We start from the raw sequence: 19822 nt of genomic DNA, 5'->3' as shown, positions 1-19822 counted from the left end.
GCTATAAGTCGGTCTCAGCTTCGTCCATGTCGCAATTTTGACAGTCGGATCGATACAAAAAGACGAATTGTGGTTGAAAGATACACAACAGGCCGAGCGCCCGCACAAAAAGGAACGCCCATGTCGGAAGAAGACGATATCATCCTGTCGGAACTAGACGACGAGGAACTTGTTCAACAGATGTTTGACGACCTCTATGACGGCCTCAAGGAAGAGATCGAAGAGAGTGTTAACATTCTGCTGGAACGCGGTTGGGAACCATACCGGATTCTGACCGAAGCACTGGTTGGTGGTATGACCATCGTTGGCGCCGATTTCCGTGATGGTATTTTGTTTGTTCCAGAAGTTCTTCTGGCCGCAAACGCCATGAAGGGCGGAATGTTCATCCTCAAGCCATTGCTGGCAGAAACCGGCGCACCGCGCATGGGTTCGATGGTGATCGGTACTGTCAAAGGCGACATCCACGACATCGGCAAAAACCTTGTCGGCATGATGATGGAAGGCGCAGGTTTCGAAGTTGTCGATCTCGGGATCAACAACGCGGTCGAGGCTTATATGGAAGCTCTGGAAGAGCACAAGCCGGACATCCTCGGCATGTCTGCCCTGCTGACTACGACAATGCCTTACATGAAGGTTGTAATCGATACACTGGTCGAGCAAGGCGTCCGTGACGAGTATACCGTTCTGGTAGGTGGCGCGCCGCTTAACGAAGAATTCGGCAAAGCCATCGGTGCAGACGCCTACTGTCGTGATGCGGCTGTGGCTGTTGAAACCGCGAAAGAATATGTTGCGCGCAAGCACAACCAGATGAGCGCCTGATCGCGCCCTTCTGAAAAGAGTTCATAAATTTGCTACGGCCTGCCTTCTTTATTGTGGGCAGGCCGTTTCACTTTCAAGGAAGTGTTCCCTGCCATGCCCCACCCGTCTGATGAAAAACTGACCACTGAAGGTCTGGATCTGGATCAACACAAAGGCAAAATCCTGCTGATTGCCTGCGGGGCGCTGGCGCGTGAAATTCTGGATTTGAAAGAGGCCAATGGCTGGGATCATATGGATTTGACCTGCCTTCCTGCGATCCTTCATATCCACCCGCAAAAAATCCCCGAAGCCGTGCGTACAGCCGTGGAAAAGCACCGCGACCGATATGATGACATCTTCGTTGTCTATGCCGATTGTGGCACCGGCGGGTTGCTGGAACAGGAATGTCGCGACCTTGGCGTTGATATGGTTCAAGGCCCTCATTGCTACAGCTTTTTTGAGGGAAATCAAAAGTTTGCCGAGATCAGTGAAACCGAATTCGACGCTTTTTATCTGACCGACTTTCTGGTTCGCCAGTTTGATGCCTTTGTCTGGAAACCGATGGGGCTGGACCGCCACCCGGATCTCAGAGACATGTATTTCGGCAATTACTCAAAGCTGGTTTATCAGGCACAAACGGATGATCCCGCGTTGACGCAGAAAGCCCGGGACTGTGCTGATCGACTGGGCCTCGCGTTCGAGCGGCGCATGACGGGTTATGGTGATCTCGCCACGACACTGGCCGCATTGTAGCATGTATTTCCACGGTTTCTTGTCACGCGGTGTTTGCAATTAGACAAAGCTGGGCCATCCTCTGGGGCAACAGCCGTTGTCCAAGGAGCAAACATCCCATGCCCGCTTTTGCCAATTCTGTCTGTGCTGCGGTTCTGGCCGCCGCTGCAATGTCTTCCTTGGCCATGGCCGATGATGCCGCCACGCCGATTGGTGATGCGGTAAAGGACCTGCCGATTTTTGACGCGCATATCCATTACAAGGAACCCGCGTGGGACGCTTATCCGGTCAAAAGCATCATCCAGTTGATGGATCGAAACGGCGTTGTCATGGGGCTGGTGTCCTCTACGCCGGACGAAGGCACAATCATGCTGTGGGAATATGCCCCCAACCGGATCGTGCCCGAGCTGCGCCCCTATCACGGCAATGCGGGATCATCGAACTGGGCCAAGGTCGAGGGCATGCAAGAGTATCTGCGCGGGCGTCTCGACACCTATCCGCATGAGGGGATTGGCGAGTTCCACATTCACCGTCTTGATCCATTTGACGAGCCGCTGTTTCGCGACGTGATCAAGCTGGCGAAAGAGCGTGACATCTATCTGCATGTCCACTCTGGCGCGGATGAAATACGCTGGCTTTACGGTCTTGATCCAAGCGCAAAAATCATCTGGGCCCATGCCGGTCTGGGCGAAAGCGCAAACGGTGTTTACCGGCTGATGAAAGAACGCCCCACCCTTTTGGCCGATACATCCTTGAAAGAATACGAAATTCTTGATGGTCAGGATTCCCTGCATCCCGTCTGGAAAAAGATCATCTATCAGTTTCAGGATCGCCTGATGGTTGGCAGTGACACATGGGTCAACAGCCAGTGGGATGATTATGACAGCATCATCGCGTCAAACCGGGCGTGGCTGTCGCTGTTGCCGCGCGATGTTGCCGAAAAGATCGCGTACAAAAACGCGGAACGGGTGTTTGACCGAGACATCTCTATGGATTTGATCGGGAAACGCTGACCCCAAAGGGGGTATTCGGATTGAGCGTTGTTGCGCGCGCAGGGTGACAGACCGCCTTCGCGCTTGCACTCTTGGGCGATCCCCCGCAAAACCGCTCCATGACTGCATATCTTCTTCTTTTCCTGTCCGCCCTGATCGCGGCCACGATTCTTCCGATGCAGTCAGAGGCGGTTCTTGTTGCGCTGCTGGTTGCAGAAGAGCACCCTGTCCCGATCCTGTTGGCCGTTGCGACAGTCGGCAATGTTTTGGGGTCCGTGATAAACTGGGTGCTGGGCAAATACCTTTTGCGCTTTAAACACAAACGCTGGTTTCCGGCATCCGATGACCAGCTTCGGCGCGCGCAAGACTGGTATCACCGCTATGGCAGATGGTCCCTTCTCGCCAGCTGGCTGCCGTTGGTCGGTGATCCCCTGACCGTGATCGCGGGTGTGATGCGGGAACCGTTTGTGCCTTTTCTGGTGCTGGTGACCATTGCAAAAGGCGCACGCTATCTGGTGCTTGCGGCTCTGACCTTGGCCTGGATTTGACGTCATAGGCAGCAAGAGGCAACCAGACGCCGCCAAACGACGCATTAGGCCAGCGATGTCACCCACAGAATAGTCGCGTCTTCGTCGGATACAGACACCACGTTGTGCCCCATCGACGCATCGTAATAGGCGCTGTCGCCCCGGCGCATCTCAACCGGTTCGTAAAACTCGGTATAAAGATGCACAACACCGGTCAGAACATACAGGAATTCTTCCCCGTCATGACGTACCCAGCCGTCGAATTCTTCGATCGAGCGGGCCCGCACACGCGCGCGGTACGGCAGCATTGATTTCTTCGTCAGCGCCTCGGCCAGCAGTTCGTGCTCATAGGTCACGGTTGCATGGTGGACACCTTCGCCGGATTTCACCACCGACATACGTCCGTTGACCTGACTGTTTTGCGGCGGTGTAAACAGCTGCGGCACCGAAATTTCGAGCCCAACCGCCAGCTTTTTCAGGGCTTCATAGGTGGGCGACATCTGGCCGTTTTCGATTTTAGACAGTGTCGAACGCGCCAGACCCGCCTGTTGCGCGGCCTGTTCCAGCGTCCAGCTACGAGCCTTGCGCAGTTCACGCACCCGCAAGCCAAGGTCGAGCGGTTCGATATGGTCATGCTGGCCGTTTTCACGCGCCACCTTGATCAGTGATTTGGGATCTTTACCTGTCATAAGGGTCTTTCTATCGCGCCCTTTGCCCCTCTTGCAACTGCCCATCCCTCGGCCTACCAAGTTCCTATGCTTTCCATATTCGACAAAGGCGCCTGTGCGCCCGCCCCGACCCCGTTCAACATGGCTGCCCATGTTCTTGCCCATGCTGATGCTTTGGCCGACAAACCCGCCTTGGCGGTGATGTCCATGACGGACGCACAGGTCTGGACCTATGGCGATCTCAAAGCCGCGGTTCTGGGCACTGGCGCGGGGTTGCTGCAACAGGGGCTGACACCCGGCGACATCGTTTTGATGCGTCTTGGCAATACCGTCGACTTTCCCATTGCCTATCTGGGGGCCATATCGGTGGGCCTTGTGCCGGTGCCAACATCCTCGCAACTAACTGCGCCAGAAGTGGCCAAAATGGTGGCCGAGCTGTCTCCGGCGGCGATCCTGCGCGATCCGGCGATTGCCGCGCCGGACACACCCGACATTCCGCAGTTGAGCGTCGATAAGCTCGAAGCGATGCGTGATCTGCCTCCAGCGCCCTTTCACATGGGCGATCCAGAGCGTCTGGGCTATATCATCTATACTTCCGGCACCTCGGGTCAGCCGCGCGCGGTGTGCCACGCCCACCGCGCCATCTGGGCCAGACAGATGATGCATGAGGGCTGGTACGGTTTGCGCCAGTCCGACCGGTTGATGCATGCAGGGGCCTTTAACTGGACCTTTACCTTGGGGACCGGTCTGATGGATCCCTGGTCGGTGGGCGCGACGGCGCTTATTCCCAACAAAGGCGTGGACCTGCATGACCTTCCAAAGCTGCTCAAAACCCACAAGGCAACGATTTTCGCCGCCGCGCCGGGGATCTATCGCAAGATGCTAAGCGATCATCCGGACATCCATTTGCCTGATCTGCGTCATGGTCTGACCGCCGGAGAAAAACTTTCGGAAACTATCCGCGAAGAATGGCTCTCTGATACTGGCACCGCACTCTACGAAGCCTACGGCATGTCCGAATGTTCGACCTTTATTTCTGCTAGCCCCTCGTCGCCTGCGCATCCCAATACCTTGGGCACCCCGCAAAACGGGCGTCGCATTGCCATCGTCGATGAAAATGGGCCTGTCCCCTTGGGCACCGAGGGCACCATTGCCGTTGATCGCCGCGACCCCGGTCTGATGCTGGGTTACTTTAATGCGCATCAGGAAACCGAAGCGCGGTTTCAGGACAACTGGTTTCTCACAGGGGATCGCGGCGTCATGGATGACGATGCCTATATTACCTATGCAGGACGCGCGGATGACATGATGAACGCCGGTGGTTTCCGTGTCTCGCCGCTCGAGGTGGAAGCCGCCCTGCATCGTTTTCCCGGTCTTGGCACCGTGGGTGTCACCGACATCGAGATCAAGGAAGACACATGGATTATTGCGGCCTTTTATACCGCGACCACGGATCTTGACGAAGCAGCCCTCAAGTCATTTGCGGAAAGTAACTTGGCCCGTTACAAGCAGCCGAGACTGTACAAAAGGCTTGAGGCCTTGCCGACCAATCCGAATGGCAAACTCAGCCGCCGCGCCCTGCGCAAAACCTTTGAGGCCGACCGATGATCAAACTTGATATCCTTTCCGATCCTATTTGCCCGTGGTGCTATATCGGCAAAACACGCCTTGAAAAAGCTTTGGCCGATGTGCCGGATCATCCCTTTGTGATCGAATGGCACCCCTTCCAGCTGAACCCCGATATGCCTGCCGAAGGCATGGATCGCCGGACCTATCTCGAGACCAAATTTGGCGGCAAAGAAAATGCCGTGCGGGTTTATGGCGAAATTGAAAAGCATGCCCGCGAAGATGGTCTGGATCTCGATTTTGGGGCTATTCAGAAAACTCCCAACACCGTAGATGCCCATCGCCTGATCCATTGGGCCGGAATTGAAGGCAAACAGGACGAAATCGTGAATGCCCTGTTCACCGCCTATTTCCACGACGGCCGCGACATCGGAAGCCGCGAAGTGCTGTGCGATATCGCTGATAGTTGCGGGTTGGATGCCGCCGTGATTGGCAAGCTGCTGAAATCGGACGAAGATGTCGATATGATCCGCAAACGCGACACGCACAGCCGTGAAATGGGTGTAAACTCGGTTCCCACCTTTATCATCGCCAACCAGCACGCCGTGCCCGGCGCACAGCCTGCGGATCTGTGGATCAAGGTGATTGAAGAGCTGAAAGAACAAGAGGCCAATGCATGACGCCACGCGAAAGGATCTTCTACATGATCCTGTTGCTGCTTATTCCGGTGATTGGCAGCGGCACGGTGTTTTTTCACTTTGTCGAAGGCTGGAGCTGGGTCGACAGCTATTTCTTTTGCGTCGTGACATTGTCGACGGTTGGCTATGGACAGTTTGTGCCCGTAACCACCCTTGGTAAGATCGGAACCACGGTCTATATTTTCCTTGGCATCGGCATTTTTGCCTTTGTTATCCAACAGTTCGGTCGCATCACGGCCGAAAAGCACGCGGCGCATTCGGAATGGCTGGTGGCGCATCTGGGCCACCACAAAGCCAAAGAAGAGCCCCACGCCGACAATCTGGACGACCAGCCAGAGACCGCAAACCGCCCCTGAAAATTTGTGACGCGTCGGCACGGCCCACCCCAAGCGAATGCGGGTGGCCCGTTGGATCACGCTGTGTTAGCGATTAAAGGTCCATTTTATTTACGGTAGTCTTATGCCCGCTTCCCTAACAATGTCCCGCAGCGAGTTTGTGGCGCTTTGCGCGATGATGTTTGCCACCATCGCATTTTCAATTGATGCCATGCTGCCCGCATTGCCAGAAATCGGGCGCGAACTCAGCCCTGATAACCTTAATCGGGCACAGCTGATCCTGACCTCGTTTGTGTTGGGCATGGGCATTGGCACCCTGTTTACCGGCCCTCTGTCCGATGCATTCGGGCGCAAACGTATTCTGATCGGGGGCGCGCTGATCTATTCCGTCTGCGCCTTTGTCGGATGGCTGAGCGAGTCGCTTGAACTGGTGCTTGCCGCGCGTCTTTTGCAAGGTGTCGGGGCCGCTGGCCCCCGTATCGTCACCCTTGCGATTATTCGCGACCTGTTTTCGGGACGCGAGATGGCGCGGATTGTCTCCTTTGCCATGATGATCTTTACCCTTGTTCCCGCCATTGCGCCGTCTTTGGGGGCTGTCATCATCGCCTTCACGGGATGGCGCGGTGTGTTCCTTGCCTTTATGGTGTTTTCGCTGATCTCGGTCTTGTGGGTCTCGATCCGCTTGCCCGAGCCCTTGGCCATCGAGGACCGTCGCCCTTTCCGCCTGTCTTTGCTGCTGAGCGGTATGAAGGAAATGTGGGCCATCCCGTCGGTGCGCATCTCGATGCTGGTTCAGTCGTTTTGTTTCGCGATCCTGTTCGGCCTGATTTCCTCGGTTCAGCAAATCTATGACATCACCTTTGGGCGCGGCGCCGAATTCCCCTTGTGGTTTGGCGCTATTGCCTTGGTCTCGGGCAGTGCCAGCCTGTTGAACGCGTGGCTCGTTGTGCGGGTTGGTATGCGGTATCTTGTGACGGTGTCGCTGGGCGTCCAGATCGGGCTGTCCGCGATCATGTTTATTGCTGCGGTCATGATGGACTCGGGAATGGCGCAATTTTTGATTTTCGTCGTCTGGCAAACCACCGTGTTCTTCATGGCCGGGATGACCCTTGGCAACCTCAACGCGCTGGCGATGGAACCTCTGGGCCATATGGCCGGTACTGGCGCCAGCGTCATGGGAGCGTTTGCAACGGTTCTTGGCGGGGCCTTGGCCGTTCCGATCGGGTTGGCCTTTGATGGCACAGTGGTGCCTGTTGCAGCAGGCATTTGCGTTGCCTCTGCTTTTGGATTTGCTCTGATGTTGTGGATGAAACGTTTAGAGGAGCGCTTCTAGCGCTCCTCTTTTGTTTGTCCGGCCCTCGCCGTTAGTCTTGAGCAGGCTGTTGTTCCGCCTCGTCTGAGGTCTCGGCCTCTGGCGCCTCTTCCAGAGACGGCACGGGCGTTGGTTCGGCAGGGGTTTCTGCTGCAGGTTCATCCGCTGGTGCTGCGGCGGGCGGCGTTGCTGGCGCAGTGCTGACAGGGCTTTCAAACCCCATGAGCGCGGCGGTGTCCGCATCGACAATCCCAGTGGCATCCAGACCATTGTCGTACTGATACCACATCAGCGCGGTTTCGGTTGAGCTTCCAAAGACACCATCCACGGCACCGACATCATAGCCGGCTTCGGAAAGTTTGCCTTGCAGGTCACGTACAACGGCACCACGGGTCATCGGCTCTGTCAAAGACAGCCCAAACACAGTTTCGGGTTCCGGTGCATCAGGTGCATCGCTGACAATCTCATAGACGCGCTCGTCCTCATAATAGGTCGAGCGGTACAGGACACCATCACAGAGATACAGCGTTTCACCATCTTCGACGACCTTCTGACAATCCTTGTCATCCGGCAGATCCGACACATAAACCAAGGTCGAGCCAACCAAAGCGGCGGTAAAGAACCACCCCCAGCTGGGATGATAGTAATATGGCCCCCAATGATAATGCGGTGGGCGATAGTACGGCGGACGGTGATAGGGTGGCCGATATCCCGGTGGGCGCGTGTGCGGCGGGTGGTATCCCGGCGGACGATGTCCCGGAGGTTTCGGACGGCCTCCTGGTGGGCGGCCCATATTTGGTGGACGTTGACCGTTACCCGGCGGTTTAACACCCGGACGGTTGCCCGCATTCGGCGGACGATTTCCACCCGGCCGCGTCGACGGCTGATTTGGGCGGTTCACGTTCGGGTTTGATGGCCGCGCGCCTGTGGGCGGGCGGTTTCCCGTGCCAACCGACGGACGGTTGCCCGTGGCAGGACGGGTTGAGGGCCGTGAAGCGGCCGGTGGCTTGGCCGCGGGACGCGTTGACGGCATCGTTGCCTTGGGCGGCCGTCCTCCTGCGGATGGACGGCTGGCGGGACGCGACGCGGGCCGACTGGCAGGGCGTGCTTTGGCCCCTCCTCCGGCTGGTCGCCCTCCGGCGCGATTGCCGCCGCCGGTAAATCCTCCTCCTGCGCCGCGTGCCATGGCTTTGGACGCATCAAACGAGAAGGTCAGAAGACTTTGCGGTGAGGTTACGATTGCCATAACGGCAACCAGAAACGCAGCGAATATCTGTTTCATCGTGTCTCTCCTCACTGATCCGGGCTTTTGGGCCAGACCATACGTTCGCTATTTTCACCCGGCTGAAAGGAAAACGCGCCCTCTTCGATTTCGGGGTTCATGTCCCAATCAGAAAAATAGACACGATACTGGGGCCAGCCCTGTGTGTAGGGATCGGTTCCCACCAGCATCAAAAGTTCCGGATTGTCGTCGTCTGCCGCAATCCAGACCTGCCAGTCTTCGTCATAATTGCTGAGGGCCACATGATGCGCCAACTGAGCGCCAACACGGGTCAGCCCGATATAGGCCGCTGTTTCCGCATCTTCGAGATACTGCCCCTGATAGCGCTTGCTCAGCACGGACCAGATTGGAATTTCCAGACCGTATTCCTGATCCGCGCGATCAATCAGTTCCTCATAATCACCGGGGATATAGGCCTGAACATAGGCGTCTTTTTCGACATCATGGATGGCGAGTGTCGTGCCATCATAATACATCTCGCGCGTGTCCAGACCATCGACGACATGGGCATAATACCCGTCTTCGCGCGACAACAGGCTAAACCCGCTGCGCATATGAGTCAGCTTTTCACGGCCATCCAGTATCTCGTCATAGGCAACAAACCAGCGAACCGAGATATTTTCGGCCTGCGCCAGAAGGGCACCTGCACGTTCAATGGTTTCCGCGGCAATGGGATCGATTTTGGGCGCCTCTTCGGTCTGCCCTATACCAACAAGGGAAACAGCGAAAAAACACCCGGTCAGGGTGGATCGTACGAGGGACATCGGCAAATTCCAGCTGTGATCTGTTTAACCAGACTACGGCGAGAAGTTCCCACGTGGCAAGGTTCTAGAATCCGCGCCGTTACCCCTTGGCGGCCTTGGCGGCTTTGACCCTCTTCTTTTCAGCCACAACCTTGGTTGCAAGGTCGCGCGCGATGGCAAAGGCGCCCTTGATCTTGTCGCTTTCCTTTTTCCAGTCGCGACGGACCACGATCTTGTTGTCTTTGACCTTGGCAAGCCCGCGCTGGTCCTGAATGAATTCGACCAACCCTTGCGGAGAGGCGAATTTATCATTGTGGAACTGAATGGTCGCCCCTTTGGGTCCGCCGTCCAGTTTGGAAATACCGGCGCGTTTGCACATGTCCTTGATCCGCACGACCAACAGCAAGGTGTTGACCTCTCGGGGCAATTTGCCAAACCGGTCGATCAGCTCGGCCGCAAAACCTTCCAGCTCGACCTTGGTGTGCAGACCGCTCAGGCGGCGATAGAGGCCCAGACGTACATCCAGATCCGGCACAAAGTCTTTGGGGATCAGAACAGGCACACCCAGATTGATTTGTGGCGCCCACTGGTCATCCGCTTCGGTCAGACCTTCCATCTCACCGGCTTTGATCTTGGCAATCGCCTCTTCCAGCATCGACTGATAGAGTTCATAGCCCACATCGCGCATTTGCCCGGACTGTTCTTCCCCAAGAAGGTTCCCTGCCCCGCGAATATCAAGGTCTTGCGAGGCCAGCGTAAATCCGGCGCCCAAAGTGTCGAGCGAGCCCAGAACGCGCAGTCGTTTTTCCGCAGCAGGTGTCAGCTTCATGCGGGGTTTCGTGGTCAAATAGGCATAGGCACGGGTTTTGGAACGTCCGACACGTCCACGAATTTGATAGAGCTGCGACAGGCCGAACATATCCGCGCGGTGCACCACCATTGTGTTCGCCGTCGGAATATCCAGCCCGCTTTCGACAATCGTGGTGGCCAGAAGCACATCGAATTTGCCGTCATAAAACGCGTTCATGCGGTCATCCAACTCGCCCGCTGCCATCTGGCCATGCGCGGTGACAAAGGTCACTTCCGGCACCTGTTCGTTCAGGAACTCTTCGATTTCTCGCAGATCGGAAATGCGTGGCACAACATAGAACGACTGCCCTCCGCGATAATGTTCGCGCAACAGGGCCTCGCGGATGGTGACCGCATCAAATTCGCTCACGTAAGTCCGGATCGCCAGCCGGTCCACCGGCGGTGTGCCAATGATTGACAAATCGCGCACACCTGACAGCGACAGTTGCAGGGTCCGCGGAATAGGCGTCGCCGTGAGGGTCAGAACATGTACGTCACTGCGCAATTGTTTCAGGCGCTCTTTGTGCGCCACGCCAAAGTGCTGTTCTTCATCGATGATCAACAGACCAAGGTTTTTGAAACGAATGCCTTTGGCCAGCAACGCATGGGTGCCGATCACGATATCAACAGTGCCATGCGCGAGGCCGTCGCGCGTTTTCTCTGCTTCTTTTGATGAAACAAAGCGCGACAAAGCTCTGACTTCCAAAGGAAATCCGCGAAAACGCTCAGCAAAACTCTTGTAATGCTGACGTGCAAGAAGTGTTGTTGGCGCGACAACGGCAACCTGCATGCCCGACATCGCCGCAACAAAGGCCGCGCGCATGGCGACCTCGGTTTTTCCAAATCCAACATCGCCACAGATCAGGCGATCCATCGGCTGGCCGGAAGACAGATCCCCCATAACATCACCGATCGAGCGCAGCTGGTCATCTGTTTCCTGATACGGGAAACGGGCGCTGAATTCTTCCCAGGCATGGTGCTGGGCCTCGAGAATTGGCGCCGTGCGCAGGGCGCGTTCGGCCGCGATCCGGATAAGCCTGTCGGCCATCTCGCGGATGCGTTCCTTGAGCTTGGCTTTCTTGGCCTGCCATGCGCCGCCGCCAAGTTTGTCCAGAAACCCTTGGTCGTGACCATATTTCGAAAGCAGTTCGATGTTTTCGACTGGCAGGTAAAGCCGCGAGTTTTCAGCATATTCAAGGCTGATACATTCGTGAGCGGCCCCTGCTGCGGTGATCACCTCAAGCCCGTGATACCGCCCGATGCCGTGATCCACATGCACCACCAGATCACCCGGTGACAGCGATTGGGTTTCGGTCAGGAAATTCTCGGCGCGGCGCTTTTTACGCGGCGCACGGATCAGACGATCCCCCAGAACATCCTGTTCCGAGATCACGGTCAGACCCGAGGTTTCGAACCCATGCTCGAGCGCCCAGACCGCAAGATACAGCCCCGATTTGCCGATCCGCGTGGCATCGGTGATCGGGATCGCCTCGGCGACGCCTTCGTCTTCGATCAATCCCGTCAGACGCTCGCGGGCGCCCTCGGAATAGCTGGCCACCAAGACCGGTCCCTGTGGCAGCTTCTTCTTGATATGATCCGCAAGCGCCGCAAACAGGCTGACTTGTTCCTGCTGACGTTCAGGAGAGAAATTGCGACCGATCCGTCCACCTGCATCAATCGCACCGGCCCCGCTTGCCTGTGGCAAGGGTTTGAAATGCAAGACACGGCGACCGGCAATTGCCGTTCCCCAAGCATCATCGTCCAAATACAAAAGTTCGGGCGGTACAGGTTTATAGACCGAGTCCATCCGGTTCTTTTGCTGCAACGCATGTTTGCGGGTTTCGTATTGATCAACCACAGACTCCCAACGTGCAATACGCGTCGCATCCGATTGATCATCAAGAGAAATAACTGCTTTTGGCAGGTAGTCAAACAGCGTTTCCAGCTTTTCGTGAAAGAAGGGCAACCAGTGGTCGACACCCTGATGTTTGCGCCCCGCGCTGATGGCTTCATAAAGCGGATCATCCGTTCCCGCAGCGCCAAACTCAATCCGGTAATTCTGACGGAACCGCGTGATCGCCGCATCATCCAGAATGACCTCGGACACAGGCGCGAGTTCGATCATTTCCAATTTTTCGGTGGTGCGCTGAGTGGCCGGATCAAAGCGGCGCACACCGTCCAGAACATCCCCGAACAAATCAAGCCGCACAGGCCCGCTGTCTCCCGGAGGGAAAATATCAATAATACCGCCCCGAATGGCATAGTCGCCCGGCTCCATCACGGTCGGCGCCTGGGTAAAGCCCATACGCACCAGAAACCCGCGCAATGCGCTCTCATCGATCTGGAAGTTCACCTGCGCCTTAAAAGCCGCTTCTTTCAGGATTTCGCGCGCCGGCACGCGCTGGGTGGCGGCATTCAACGTGGTCAGCAACACGAACTGTTGCGGCATGCCATGCACAAGTCCGGCCAATGTGGCCATACGCATTGCTGCAATGTCGGCGTTGGGCGACACACGGTCATAGGGCAGGCAATCCCACCCCGGAAAGGTCACAACAGGCATGTCCGGCTGGAAGAAGGCAAGTGCCGCCTGCATCGCGGCCAGACGTTTGTCGTCACGTGCCACATGAACAACCGGCCCGCCTGTCTTGGCGACCTCGTTCAGAATCAAACGGGCGTCAAAACCTTCTGGCGCGCCGCCCACTTTGATATGTTGTTGTGTCGACATTTTGAGCCTAATCAGAGAATTGGCGAAGATTGCATGTTCTGGAACATGCCCCAAAGAGAGGTCACGAAAATAGAGAGCATGCCAAGGATTTGAACATACAGACGATGACGTGTCAGCCTTTTGCGCAGCAGGTCACCGGATGCCTCTTCTTCCTGTATGCGTGCGGCGGTCGACAAGGACATCAGACCGACCAGCGACATCGGGAACATCAGCATGAACACGGCCTGAGCAAATTCCAGACCATAGGCAAAGCCCAGCACCGCGAGACCCGTCAGGACAAAACACGCAATCCCCAACAACCACAGGCCCGAGACGCGCCCGACATGCAACAGACGGTTGGTGTTGATCCGCACGAGGTCTTCGAGATCGATTTCGGTCTGCCCCCCAACGCGTTTGGCGCGCAAAACCATGTCAAATGGCACGCCCAGCACCCAATGGCTGGCGGTTGACCACATCACAGCAAGCGAAATCCAGAACCACAGGTTCGAGAAGCTCCGCATGTCGATCATTTCAAAAACGGTTTGATACCAGTCCACTGCCTCTGCCTTTCTTGGCTTTGATGTTTCACATAACGCGGCTCTGCGGCAAATCCTAGCCTTGAGATGTGTGAAATTCCGTGGCACCAGTTGGACACTGAAAAATGAGGACAGCCATGAGCCATCAACCCGCCGCTTTTCCGCACGCCCGTTTGCGCCGCACACGTAAATCCGCCGCGATCCGTGGACTGGTTCGCGAAAACGCCTTGTCGGTGGAAGATTTGATCTGGCCGGTCTTTGTGCGCGACGGAGAAGGCGTGGAAGAACCAATTCCCTCGATGCCCGGGGTGATGCGCCGGTCGGTTGATAAAATTGTCGACGCCGCACGTGAAGCCGCCGAACTGGGCATTCCGGCGATCTGCATCTTTCCTTACACGGATGCTTCGCTCAAGACCCAGGACTGCGCCGAAGCATGGAACCCCGAGAACCTGTCCAACCGTGCCATTCGCGCCATCAAGGCAGCGGTTCCCGAAATCGCCATCATGACCGACATCGCGCTGGACCCTTATAACATCAATGGCCATGACGGCATTGTCGTCGATGGTGAAATCATGAACGACGAAACCGTCGAAGCGCTTGTCAAAATGGCCATAGCACAATGCGAGGCCGGTGCAGATATTCTGGGACCCAGCGATATGATGGACGGGCGCATCGGCGCTATCCGCGCCAAGATCGAGGCCGAAGGCCACAAAAACGTTGCCATCCTGTCCTACTCGGCAAAATACGCGAGTGCCTTTTACGGGCCTTTCCGCGATGCCGTGGGCGCCTCTGGTGCCCTGAAGGGGGACAAAGCCACCTATCAGATGGACCCTGCCAACTCTGACGAAGCCTTGCGTCTTGTCGCGCGGGATCTGGATGAAGGGGCGGACATGGTGATGGTCAAACCCGGCATGCCCTATCTGGATATTTGCCGGCGGGTCAAAGACCAATTCGGCGTGCCGACCTTTGCCTATCAGGTGTCGGGCGAATACGCGATGATCATGGGCGCAGCCCAAAACGGATGGATTGACGGCGACAAAGCGATGTTGGAAAGCCTCATGGCCTTCAAGCGCGCCGGGTGTGACGGCATTCTGACCTACTTTGCGCCTGCCGTGGCCAGACATCTGAACCAGCAATAACGCGCCGGACTTTTTGCACGCGCAGCGATCGGGCTAGTGACAGAGGGCGATATGCCCCCTATAATCGCGCGCAATGATCGGAACACCGACAAAACAATAAGCAGTATACAGGCGGATAACATGAATACATTCACCAGACGCGGTTTGACGTTGGCTGCGCTCGCGGGCTTTGGCCTTTTGGCGGCATGCGGCAACGGTATCAACAGCAATGGCTCTCAGAAGATCGACGCACGTGTCGACCAGACGCTCGATTTTCTCTACAATAACTATCCCAACACCGTAGACCTTGCTGATAAATCCGCAGGCATGTTGATCATGCCGGTTGTGACCGAAGCCGGATTTGGATTTGGCGCGGGCTATGGCCGTGGCGCACTTCAGATCAACGGCGTCACAGTTGACTATTACTCGGCCACCTCTGGCAGCGTCGGTTTCCAGATTGGCGCCTCGCAATCGGCGCATGTTCTGTTCTTCATGACCGAAGGTGCCCTGAATGAATTCCGCCGCTCAAGCGGTTGGGCCGCAGGCGCAGACGTAAAGTACGCCGTCATCGATCAGGGGCAAAACCTTGCCGCCGACACAACAACCATTACGGCACCGGTTTACGCTGTGATCTTTGGCCAGGCTGGCCTGCATGTGGGGGCGACATTGGAAGGTGTTAAATACACACGCATCATTCCCTGATCACGCTTCTTTATGCGCGTCATAAATGACATCACATATGACAGGCGTCAGCCCAACGGGCTGGCGCTTGATTTATATCTGCCCAAGGGCCCTGCCCGTGCCTCGGTTTTGTTTGCGCATGGCGGCGGTTTTTACAAAGGCGCGCGCGCCGATGCGGCCGTTACACGTCTGGCCCAGTTCCTGACCGATCACGATCTGGCCATGGCCAGCGCGTCTTATCGTCTGGGCACGAAACCCGAGGCGTTTTCACCCGCAGACCGCAGATTGATCCAGATTTCACAAACACGAACGGCCAATTCCGGCCTATCGGTGTCTTCTCGCCTGAGCGGCAGCGCCTTTGAGGCCGCACGGCAGGATTTGGGCGCTGCTTTGGGATGGATGCGCGCTGCTCACAAGGCCCACGGCATTCACAGCGAAAAAGTGGGGTTCGTCGGCGTTTCGGCTGGTGGGATTGCGGGTCTGGCTCTGGCCTATCCGCCACGATTTTTGCCGGAATGCCCGCGCCCGGATGCCGTGTTCGCGGTATCGGCCTGTGCGGTGCAACCGTGGCGGTTAACCCCCCATGGTCCGCCTTGTGTTTTGCTGAACAATGACCGGGACAAGATCATTCGTCCCGAAAATCCCCGCCTGACCCAACGCCGCGCGCGTGGCGTGGGGGCTCCGGTCAAAAGCCTATGGTGTGATCGAAAGGGGCATAACGCCCCTTTCCTTGCTTTGCTAGAAGATCGTGATCCGACCGCAGGGCGCCCTTATACCGATCATCTTTTGACGCTGTTTGACGCGCTTTAGCCGAGTTTGCGAAGACGTTTGAACAGGCTGGATGTGTCCCAACGCGCCCCGCCCATGTTCTGGACGTCTTTATAGAACTGATCGACCAACGCCGTGACCGGCAGACTTGCGCCGGTTTCATCAGCAGTCGACAAACAGATGCCAAGATCCTTGCGCATCCAATCGACGGCGAAACCATGCTCAAACTCGTCATCCAGCATGGTTTCATAGCGATTTGCCATTTGCCAACTTCCGGCCGCACCCTGACTGATCACCTCAACCACAGAGCGCCCGTCCAGACCTGCCTTTTCCGCAAAATGAAGCGCCTCTGACAGACCTTGAACCAGTCCAGCAATCGCAATCTGGTTGCACATTTTGGTCATCTGACCCGCACCGTTTTCACCAATCAGACGGCAGATTTTGGAATAGACCGCCATGACCGGCGCAGCCGCATCATAAGCGTTCTGGTCACCGCCACACATGATGGACAAAACGCCGTTTTCCGCACCGGCTTGACCGCCCGAAATGGGGGCATCGATAAACGCAATTTCCTGTTCCTGAGCAATGGCATAAAGCTCTTTACTCACCTTTGCAGACACCGTCGTGTGATCGACAAAAATGCTGCCCTTGGACATGCCGGAAAACGCGCCGTCTTCACCAAGACAGACCATGCGCAAATCATCGTCATTGCCGACACAGGACATGACAAAATCTGCCCCTGCCGCGGCTTCTTTCGGGGTCGCCGCAAAAGCGCCACCGTGTTCTTTGGCCCATGCTTCGGCCTTGGCTGTTGTGCGGTTGTAAACCGTCACTTCATGCCCTGCCTTCTGAAGATGTCCCGCCATCGGGTATCCCATTACGCCCAAACCCAGAAATGTTACCTTCGCCATGTGCTTTCCCCTCGATCTCTTTCGTCGTAGTGTTTGCCCGTTCTGGGGAACATAAAGCAAGAAAGATTTCGGGATTCGGTATGGGTCAGTTTGTTCAATGGCTGTTGCGCATCGCAGGCGGCATGGTGGTGATTGTTGTGCTGATCGTGGCCGGGGTCTATTTCCTCGCCTCCCGGTCTTTGCCACAATATGACAAAACCCTGAGCACGGTGGGTGTCGTCGCCCCTGTCGAGATCGTGCGCGACAATGCCAACGTGCCCCATATTTTTGGCGAGAACGATCAGGATGCGTTCTTTGCGCTTGGATATGCCCACGCACAGGACCGGTTGTGGCAAATGATGATGTTGCGCCGCACGGCACAGGGGCGGCTGTCGGAAATCTTTGGCAATCGAACCCTAAGCATCGATTCTCTTATCCGCCGTTTTGATTTTACAACGCTGGCCCGCCATTCGGTGGCGGCGCAGGATGCCCGCACCCAAGCCGCGCTCAAGGCCTATGCAAACGGCGTGAACACACGCATCGACGAGATCAACCAAAACTCGCTGGGGCGTGGTGCACCAGAATTGTTCCTGTTCCCAAGCGCAATATCGCCTTGGCAACCCGCCGATTCACTGGCGATCCAGAAGCTGATGGCCTTGCAGCTGTCGGGGCATCTTGAGGAAGAGGTCCTGCGGGCGCGCACGTCGCTTTTGCTGCCTGATGAGAAACGTCTTGCCGACATTCTGCCGGATGCGCCGGGTTCTGGCGTGGCGGCCCTGCCGGAATACGCCGAACTGGTGCCGGGCAATGCCCGCTTTGCCGCAACAACGCCGCTTCCGGACCATCCGTTGTCGCCCTTCAAACACCGCGCTCTTACGGGTGCGTCGAATGCCTGGGCCGCAGCCCCGAACCGCTCTGCCAGCGGTGGCACACTTTTGGCCAATGATCCGCATCTGGGGCTGACGGCACCGGGCATCTGGTATCTGGCACGCATGGAGCTTGCCAATGGCGGTGTCATCGGCGCCACCATTCCCGGCATCCCCGCCATTTTGACGGGGCGCAGTAACAGTCTCGGCTGGGGGCTAACCTCGGGCTATGTCGATGATCAGGATCTGTTTATCGAGGAATTAAACCCTGCAAACCCCGAAGAATACCGCACGCCAGACGGGTTCAAGCGCTTTGTGACCCGCAAGTCTATCGTCAACATCGCTGACGAAGCGCCGGTTACGCTGACCCTGCGCTGGACAGACAACGGACCGGTTCTTCCCGGCGCGCACTATAGCCTGAACACCATTACACCCGAAGGCCACGTGGCCGCCTTGGGGTGGACAGCGCTCAGCCCGCGCGACACGTCGTTAACCGCCGCAATCGCCCTCATGTATGCCCAGACCGTGCCAGATGCGATTGTTGCCGCCGAAGACTATATCTCGCCAGCCCAGAACCTGACGCTTGCAGACAGCAACACCATCGCGCTCAAAGTTGTGGGAGCCGTACCCCGTCGCAATGCGGCACACCAAAGCAAGGGCAGAATGCCGTCGCTTGGCTGGCTGCCGGAAAACCGCTGGCAGGGGCGTATGCCGTATATGTCCAACCCTTCTTTCGTGTCGCCAAAGGGCGGCATCGTGGGCAATACCAACAACAAAACGGTTGAACGCCCCTTCCCTGCGCATGTGTCGTTTCACTGGGGCGACAGCCAGCGCATCCAGCGTTGGACCCGCCTCATGCAGGGCCGTCAGGTCCACACCCGCGACAGCTTTATCGAGGCACAACTGGACACGGTGAGCTTTTCGGCACGGGCCCTGCTGCCCTTGGTCGGCGCCGATCTGTGGTTCACGGGTGAAACAGCGGCAGACGGCACGCCCGAACGCCTGCGCCAGCGTGCCCTGACCCTGTTGGCGGACTGGAACGGTGAAATGAACGAGCACATGCCGGAACCGCTGATCTATGCCGCGTGGCTGCGTGCCCTGCAGGATCGCCTGATTCAGGACGAGTTGGGGCCGCTTTCCGAGGAATACACCCACGTCGAACCTTTGTTCATCGAGCGGGTCTACCGCGATGTTGACGGGGCCTCCGTCTGGTGCGACGTGATCCAGAGCGCCCCCAAAGAGACCTGCACGATGATGGCGCAGCTTGCGCTTGACGATGCGCTGGTCTGGATTTCGGAACGCTATGGTGATCAGCTGGAAAGCCTGCGCTGGGGCGATGCCCACCAGGCCACGCACGATCATACGGTTCTGGGGGACGCGCCGGTTCTGCGCTATTTCGTGAATATCCGCCAATCCACCAGCGGCGGTGACAATACCCTGCAACGCGGCAAAACCAGCGGCACAGGTCCGGACCCGTTCCAGAACGTGCACGCCGCAGGGTATCGTGGAGTTTATGACTTTTCGGACCCAGACAGTTCGGTGTTTATCATCTCAACCGGCCAATCAGGTCACTTCCTGTCTCGCTATTACGATGACATGGCCCAGTTGTGGCGGCGTGGCGAATACGTGCCGATGTCGCTTGATCCGGAACTTGCGCGGGCCGCAGCCGTGGGTGTGACACGATTGTTGCCGAAGGAATGAATGCCGCTGCCTCTCCTAGGAAAGACGCAACGGCGGCTTTGCGGGACTAAGCTGCC

18 protein-coding genes are annotated in these 19822 nt (G+C 57.1%); 12 read left to right on the top strand and 6 right to left on the bottom strand.

The annotated features are described in order from the left end of the window. Nucleotides 1-120: 120 nt before the first annotated feature. From PH7735_RS07790 to PH7735_RS07775, 4 genes are all read left to right on the top strand, one after another. Nucleotides 121-819, top strand: coding sequence for a cobalamin B12-binding domain-containing protein (locus PH7735_RS07790; RefSeq protein WP_058310695.1), 699 nt, complete (start codon nucleotides 121-123; stop codon nucleotides 817-819). 93 nt (nucleotides 820-912) lie between these two features. After that, nucleotides 913-1551, top strand: coding sequence for a DUF1638 domain-containing protein (locus PH7735_RS07785; protein WP_058311196.1), 639 nt, complete (start codon nucleotides 913-915; stop codon nucleotides 1549-1551). Between the two features lie 98 nt (nucleotides 1552-1649). Continuing rightward, the gene (locus tag PH7735_RS07780; protein ID WP_058310694.1) at nucleotides 1650-2543 is read left to right on the top strand and encodes an amidohydrolase family protein; all 894 of its coding nucleotides are present in this window, start codon (nucleotides 1650-1652) and stop codon (nucleotides 2541-2543) included. Nucleotides 2544-2641: 98 nt separating this feature from the next. Further along, the gene (locus PH7735_RS07775) at nucleotides 2642-3070 is read left to right on the top strand and encodes a YqaA family protein (protein ID WP_058310693.1); all 429 of its coding nucleotides are present in this window, start codon (nucleotides 2642-2644) and stop codon (nucleotides 3068-3070) included. A gap of 44 nt (nucleotides 3071-3114) precedes the next feature. Here PH7735_RS07775 and PH7735_RS07770 read toward each other — a convergent pair whose 3' ends face one another. Beyond that, the gene (locus PH7735_RS07770; protein ID WP_058310692.1) at nucleotides 3115-3738 is read right to left on the bottom strand and encodes a helix-turn-helix domain-containing protein; all 624 of its coding nucleotides are present in this window, start codon (nucleotides 3736-3738) and stop codon (nucleotides 3115-3117) included. A gap of 66 nt (nucleotides 3739-3804) precedes the next feature. Here PH7735_RS07770 and PH7735_RS07765 point away from each other — a divergent pair, with 66 nt between their 5' ends. From PH7735_RS07765 to PH7735_RS07750, 4 genes are all read left to right on the top strand, one after another. Beyond that, complete coding sequence (locus tag PH7735_RS07765; RefSeq protein ID WP_058310691.1) at nucleotides 3805-5325, top strand: class I adenylate-forming enzyme family protein; 1521 nt, start codon at nucleotides 3805-3807, stop codon at nucleotides 5323-5325. Continuing rightward, nucleotides 5322-5963 (top strand): DsbA family oxidoreductase, encoded by a 642-nt coding sequence (locus PH7735_RS07760; protein WP_058310690.1) that lies wholly within the window; start codon nucleotides 5322-5324, stop codon nucleotides 5961-5963. The genes PH7735_RS07765 and PH7735_RS07760 overlap by 4 nt, the downstream gene beginning before the upstream one ends. After that, nucleotides 5960-6337, top strand: coding sequence for a potassium channel family protein (locus tag PH7735_RS07755; protein ID WP_058310689.1), 378 nt, complete (start codon nucleotides 5960-5962; stop codon nucleotides 6335-6337). The genes PH7735_RS07760 and PH7735_RS07755 overlap by 4 nt, the downstream gene beginning before the upstream one ends. A gap of 103 nt (nucleotides 6338-6440) precedes the next feature. Beyond that, nucleotides 6441-7649, top strand: a complete 1209-nt coding sequence (locus tag PH7735_RS07750) for a multidrug effflux MFS transporter (RefSeq protein ID WP_058310688.1) — start codon at nucleotides 6441-6443, stop codon at nucleotides 7647-7649. A gap of 31 nt (nucleotides 7650-7680) precedes the next feature. Here PH7735_RS07750 and PH7735_RS07745 read toward each other — a convergent pair whose 3' ends face one another. The 4 genes from PH7735_RS07745 to PH7735_RS07730 all read right to left on the bottom strand — a co-directional run bounded on the left by PH7735_RS07745 (nucleotide 7681) and on the right by PH7735_RS07730 (nucleotide 13763). Beyond that, nucleotides 7681-8910: a peptidoglycan-binding protein gene (locus tag PH7735_RS07745; RefSeq protein ID WP_058310687.1), complete on the bottom strand. Its 1230-nt coding sequence runs from the start codon at nucleotides 8908-8910 to the stop codon at nucleotides 7681-7683. An 11-nt stretch (nucleotides 8911-8921) separates the two neighbouring features. Beyond that, nucleotides 8922-9674 (bottom strand): DUF2092 domain-containing protein, encoded by a 753-nt coding sequence (locus PH7735_RS07740; RefSeq protein WP_058310686.1) that lies wholly within the window; start codon nucleotides 9672-9674, stop codon nucleotides 8922-8924. A gap of 79 nt (nucleotides 9675-9753) precedes the next feature. Next, a complete protein-coding gene (gene mfd / locus PH7735_RS07735; protein WP_058310685.1) occupies nucleotides 9754-13227 on the bottom strand; it encodes a transcription-repair coupling factor in 3474 nt (1157 codons plus the stop codon). Between the two features lie 11 nt (nucleotides 13228-13238). After that, nucleotides 13239-13763, bottom strand: a complete 525-nt coding sequence (locus PH7735_RS07730; RefSeq protein ID WP_099273317.1) for a component of SufBCD complex — start codon at nucleotides 13761-13763, stop codon at nucleotides 13239-13241. A 116-nt stretch (nucleotides 13764-13879) separates the two neighbouring features. On the opposite strand from PH7735_RS07730, the gene hemB reads away from it, so the two are divergent. The 3 genes from hemB (at nucleotide 13880) to PH7735_RS07715 (ending at nucleotide 16351) form a co-directional block, all read left to right on the top strand. After that, nucleotides 13880-14881 carry a porphobilinogen synthase gene (hemB, locus tag PH7735_RS07725; protein WP_058310684.1) on the top strand — a complete coding sequence of 334 codons (1002 nt, stop codon included), beginning with the start codon at nucleotides 13880-13882 and terminating at the stop codon, nucleotides 14879-14881. A 120-nt stretch (nucleotides 14882-15001) separates the two neighbouring features. Continuing rightward, nucleotides 15002-15562, top strand: coding sequence for a lipid-binding SYLF domain-containing protein (locus PH7735_RS07720; protein WP_082645153.1), 561 nt, complete (start codon nucleotides 15002-15004; stop codon nucleotides 15560-15562). Nucleotides 15563-15574: 12 nt separating this feature from the next. Next, nucleotides 15575-16351, top strand: coding sequence for an alpha/beta hydrolase (locus PH7735_RS07715; protein ID WP_058310683.1), 777 nt, complete (start codon nucleotides 15575-15577; stop codon nucleotides 16349-16351). Here the strand turns inward: PH7735_RS07715 and PH7735_RS07710 are convergent. Beyond that, complete coding sequence (locus PH7735_RS07710) at nucleotides 16348-17280, bottom strand: NAD(P)-dependent oxidoreductase (protein WP_267885802.1); 933 nt, start codon at nucleotides 17278-17280, stop codon at nucleotides 16348-16350. The two genes, PH7735_RS07715 and PH7735_RS07710, sit on opposite strands and share 4 nt — an antisense overlap. A 20-nt stretch (nucleotides 17281-17300) precedes the next feature. Between PH7735_RS07710 and PH7735_RS07705 the strand changes: the two genes are divergently transcribed. Next, on the top strand, nucleotides 17301-19766 hold the full coding sequence (locus tag PH7735_RS07705) for a penicillin acylase family protein (RefSeq protein ID WP_058310681.1): 2466 nt from the start codon (nucleotides 17301-17303) through the stop codon (nucleotides 19764-19766). Nucleotides 19767-19822 lie beyond the last annotated feature (56 nt).

This window comes from Shimia thalassica (genome assembly GCF_001458215.1).
In the GTDB taxonomy this organism is placed as follows: Bacteria; Pseudomonadota; Alphaproteobacteria; order Rhodobacterales; family Rhodobacteraceae; genus Shimia; species Shimia thalassica.
Note: the sequence above shows the minus strand (reverse complement) of the source record. Positions and strands in the feature narration are given on the sequence as shown.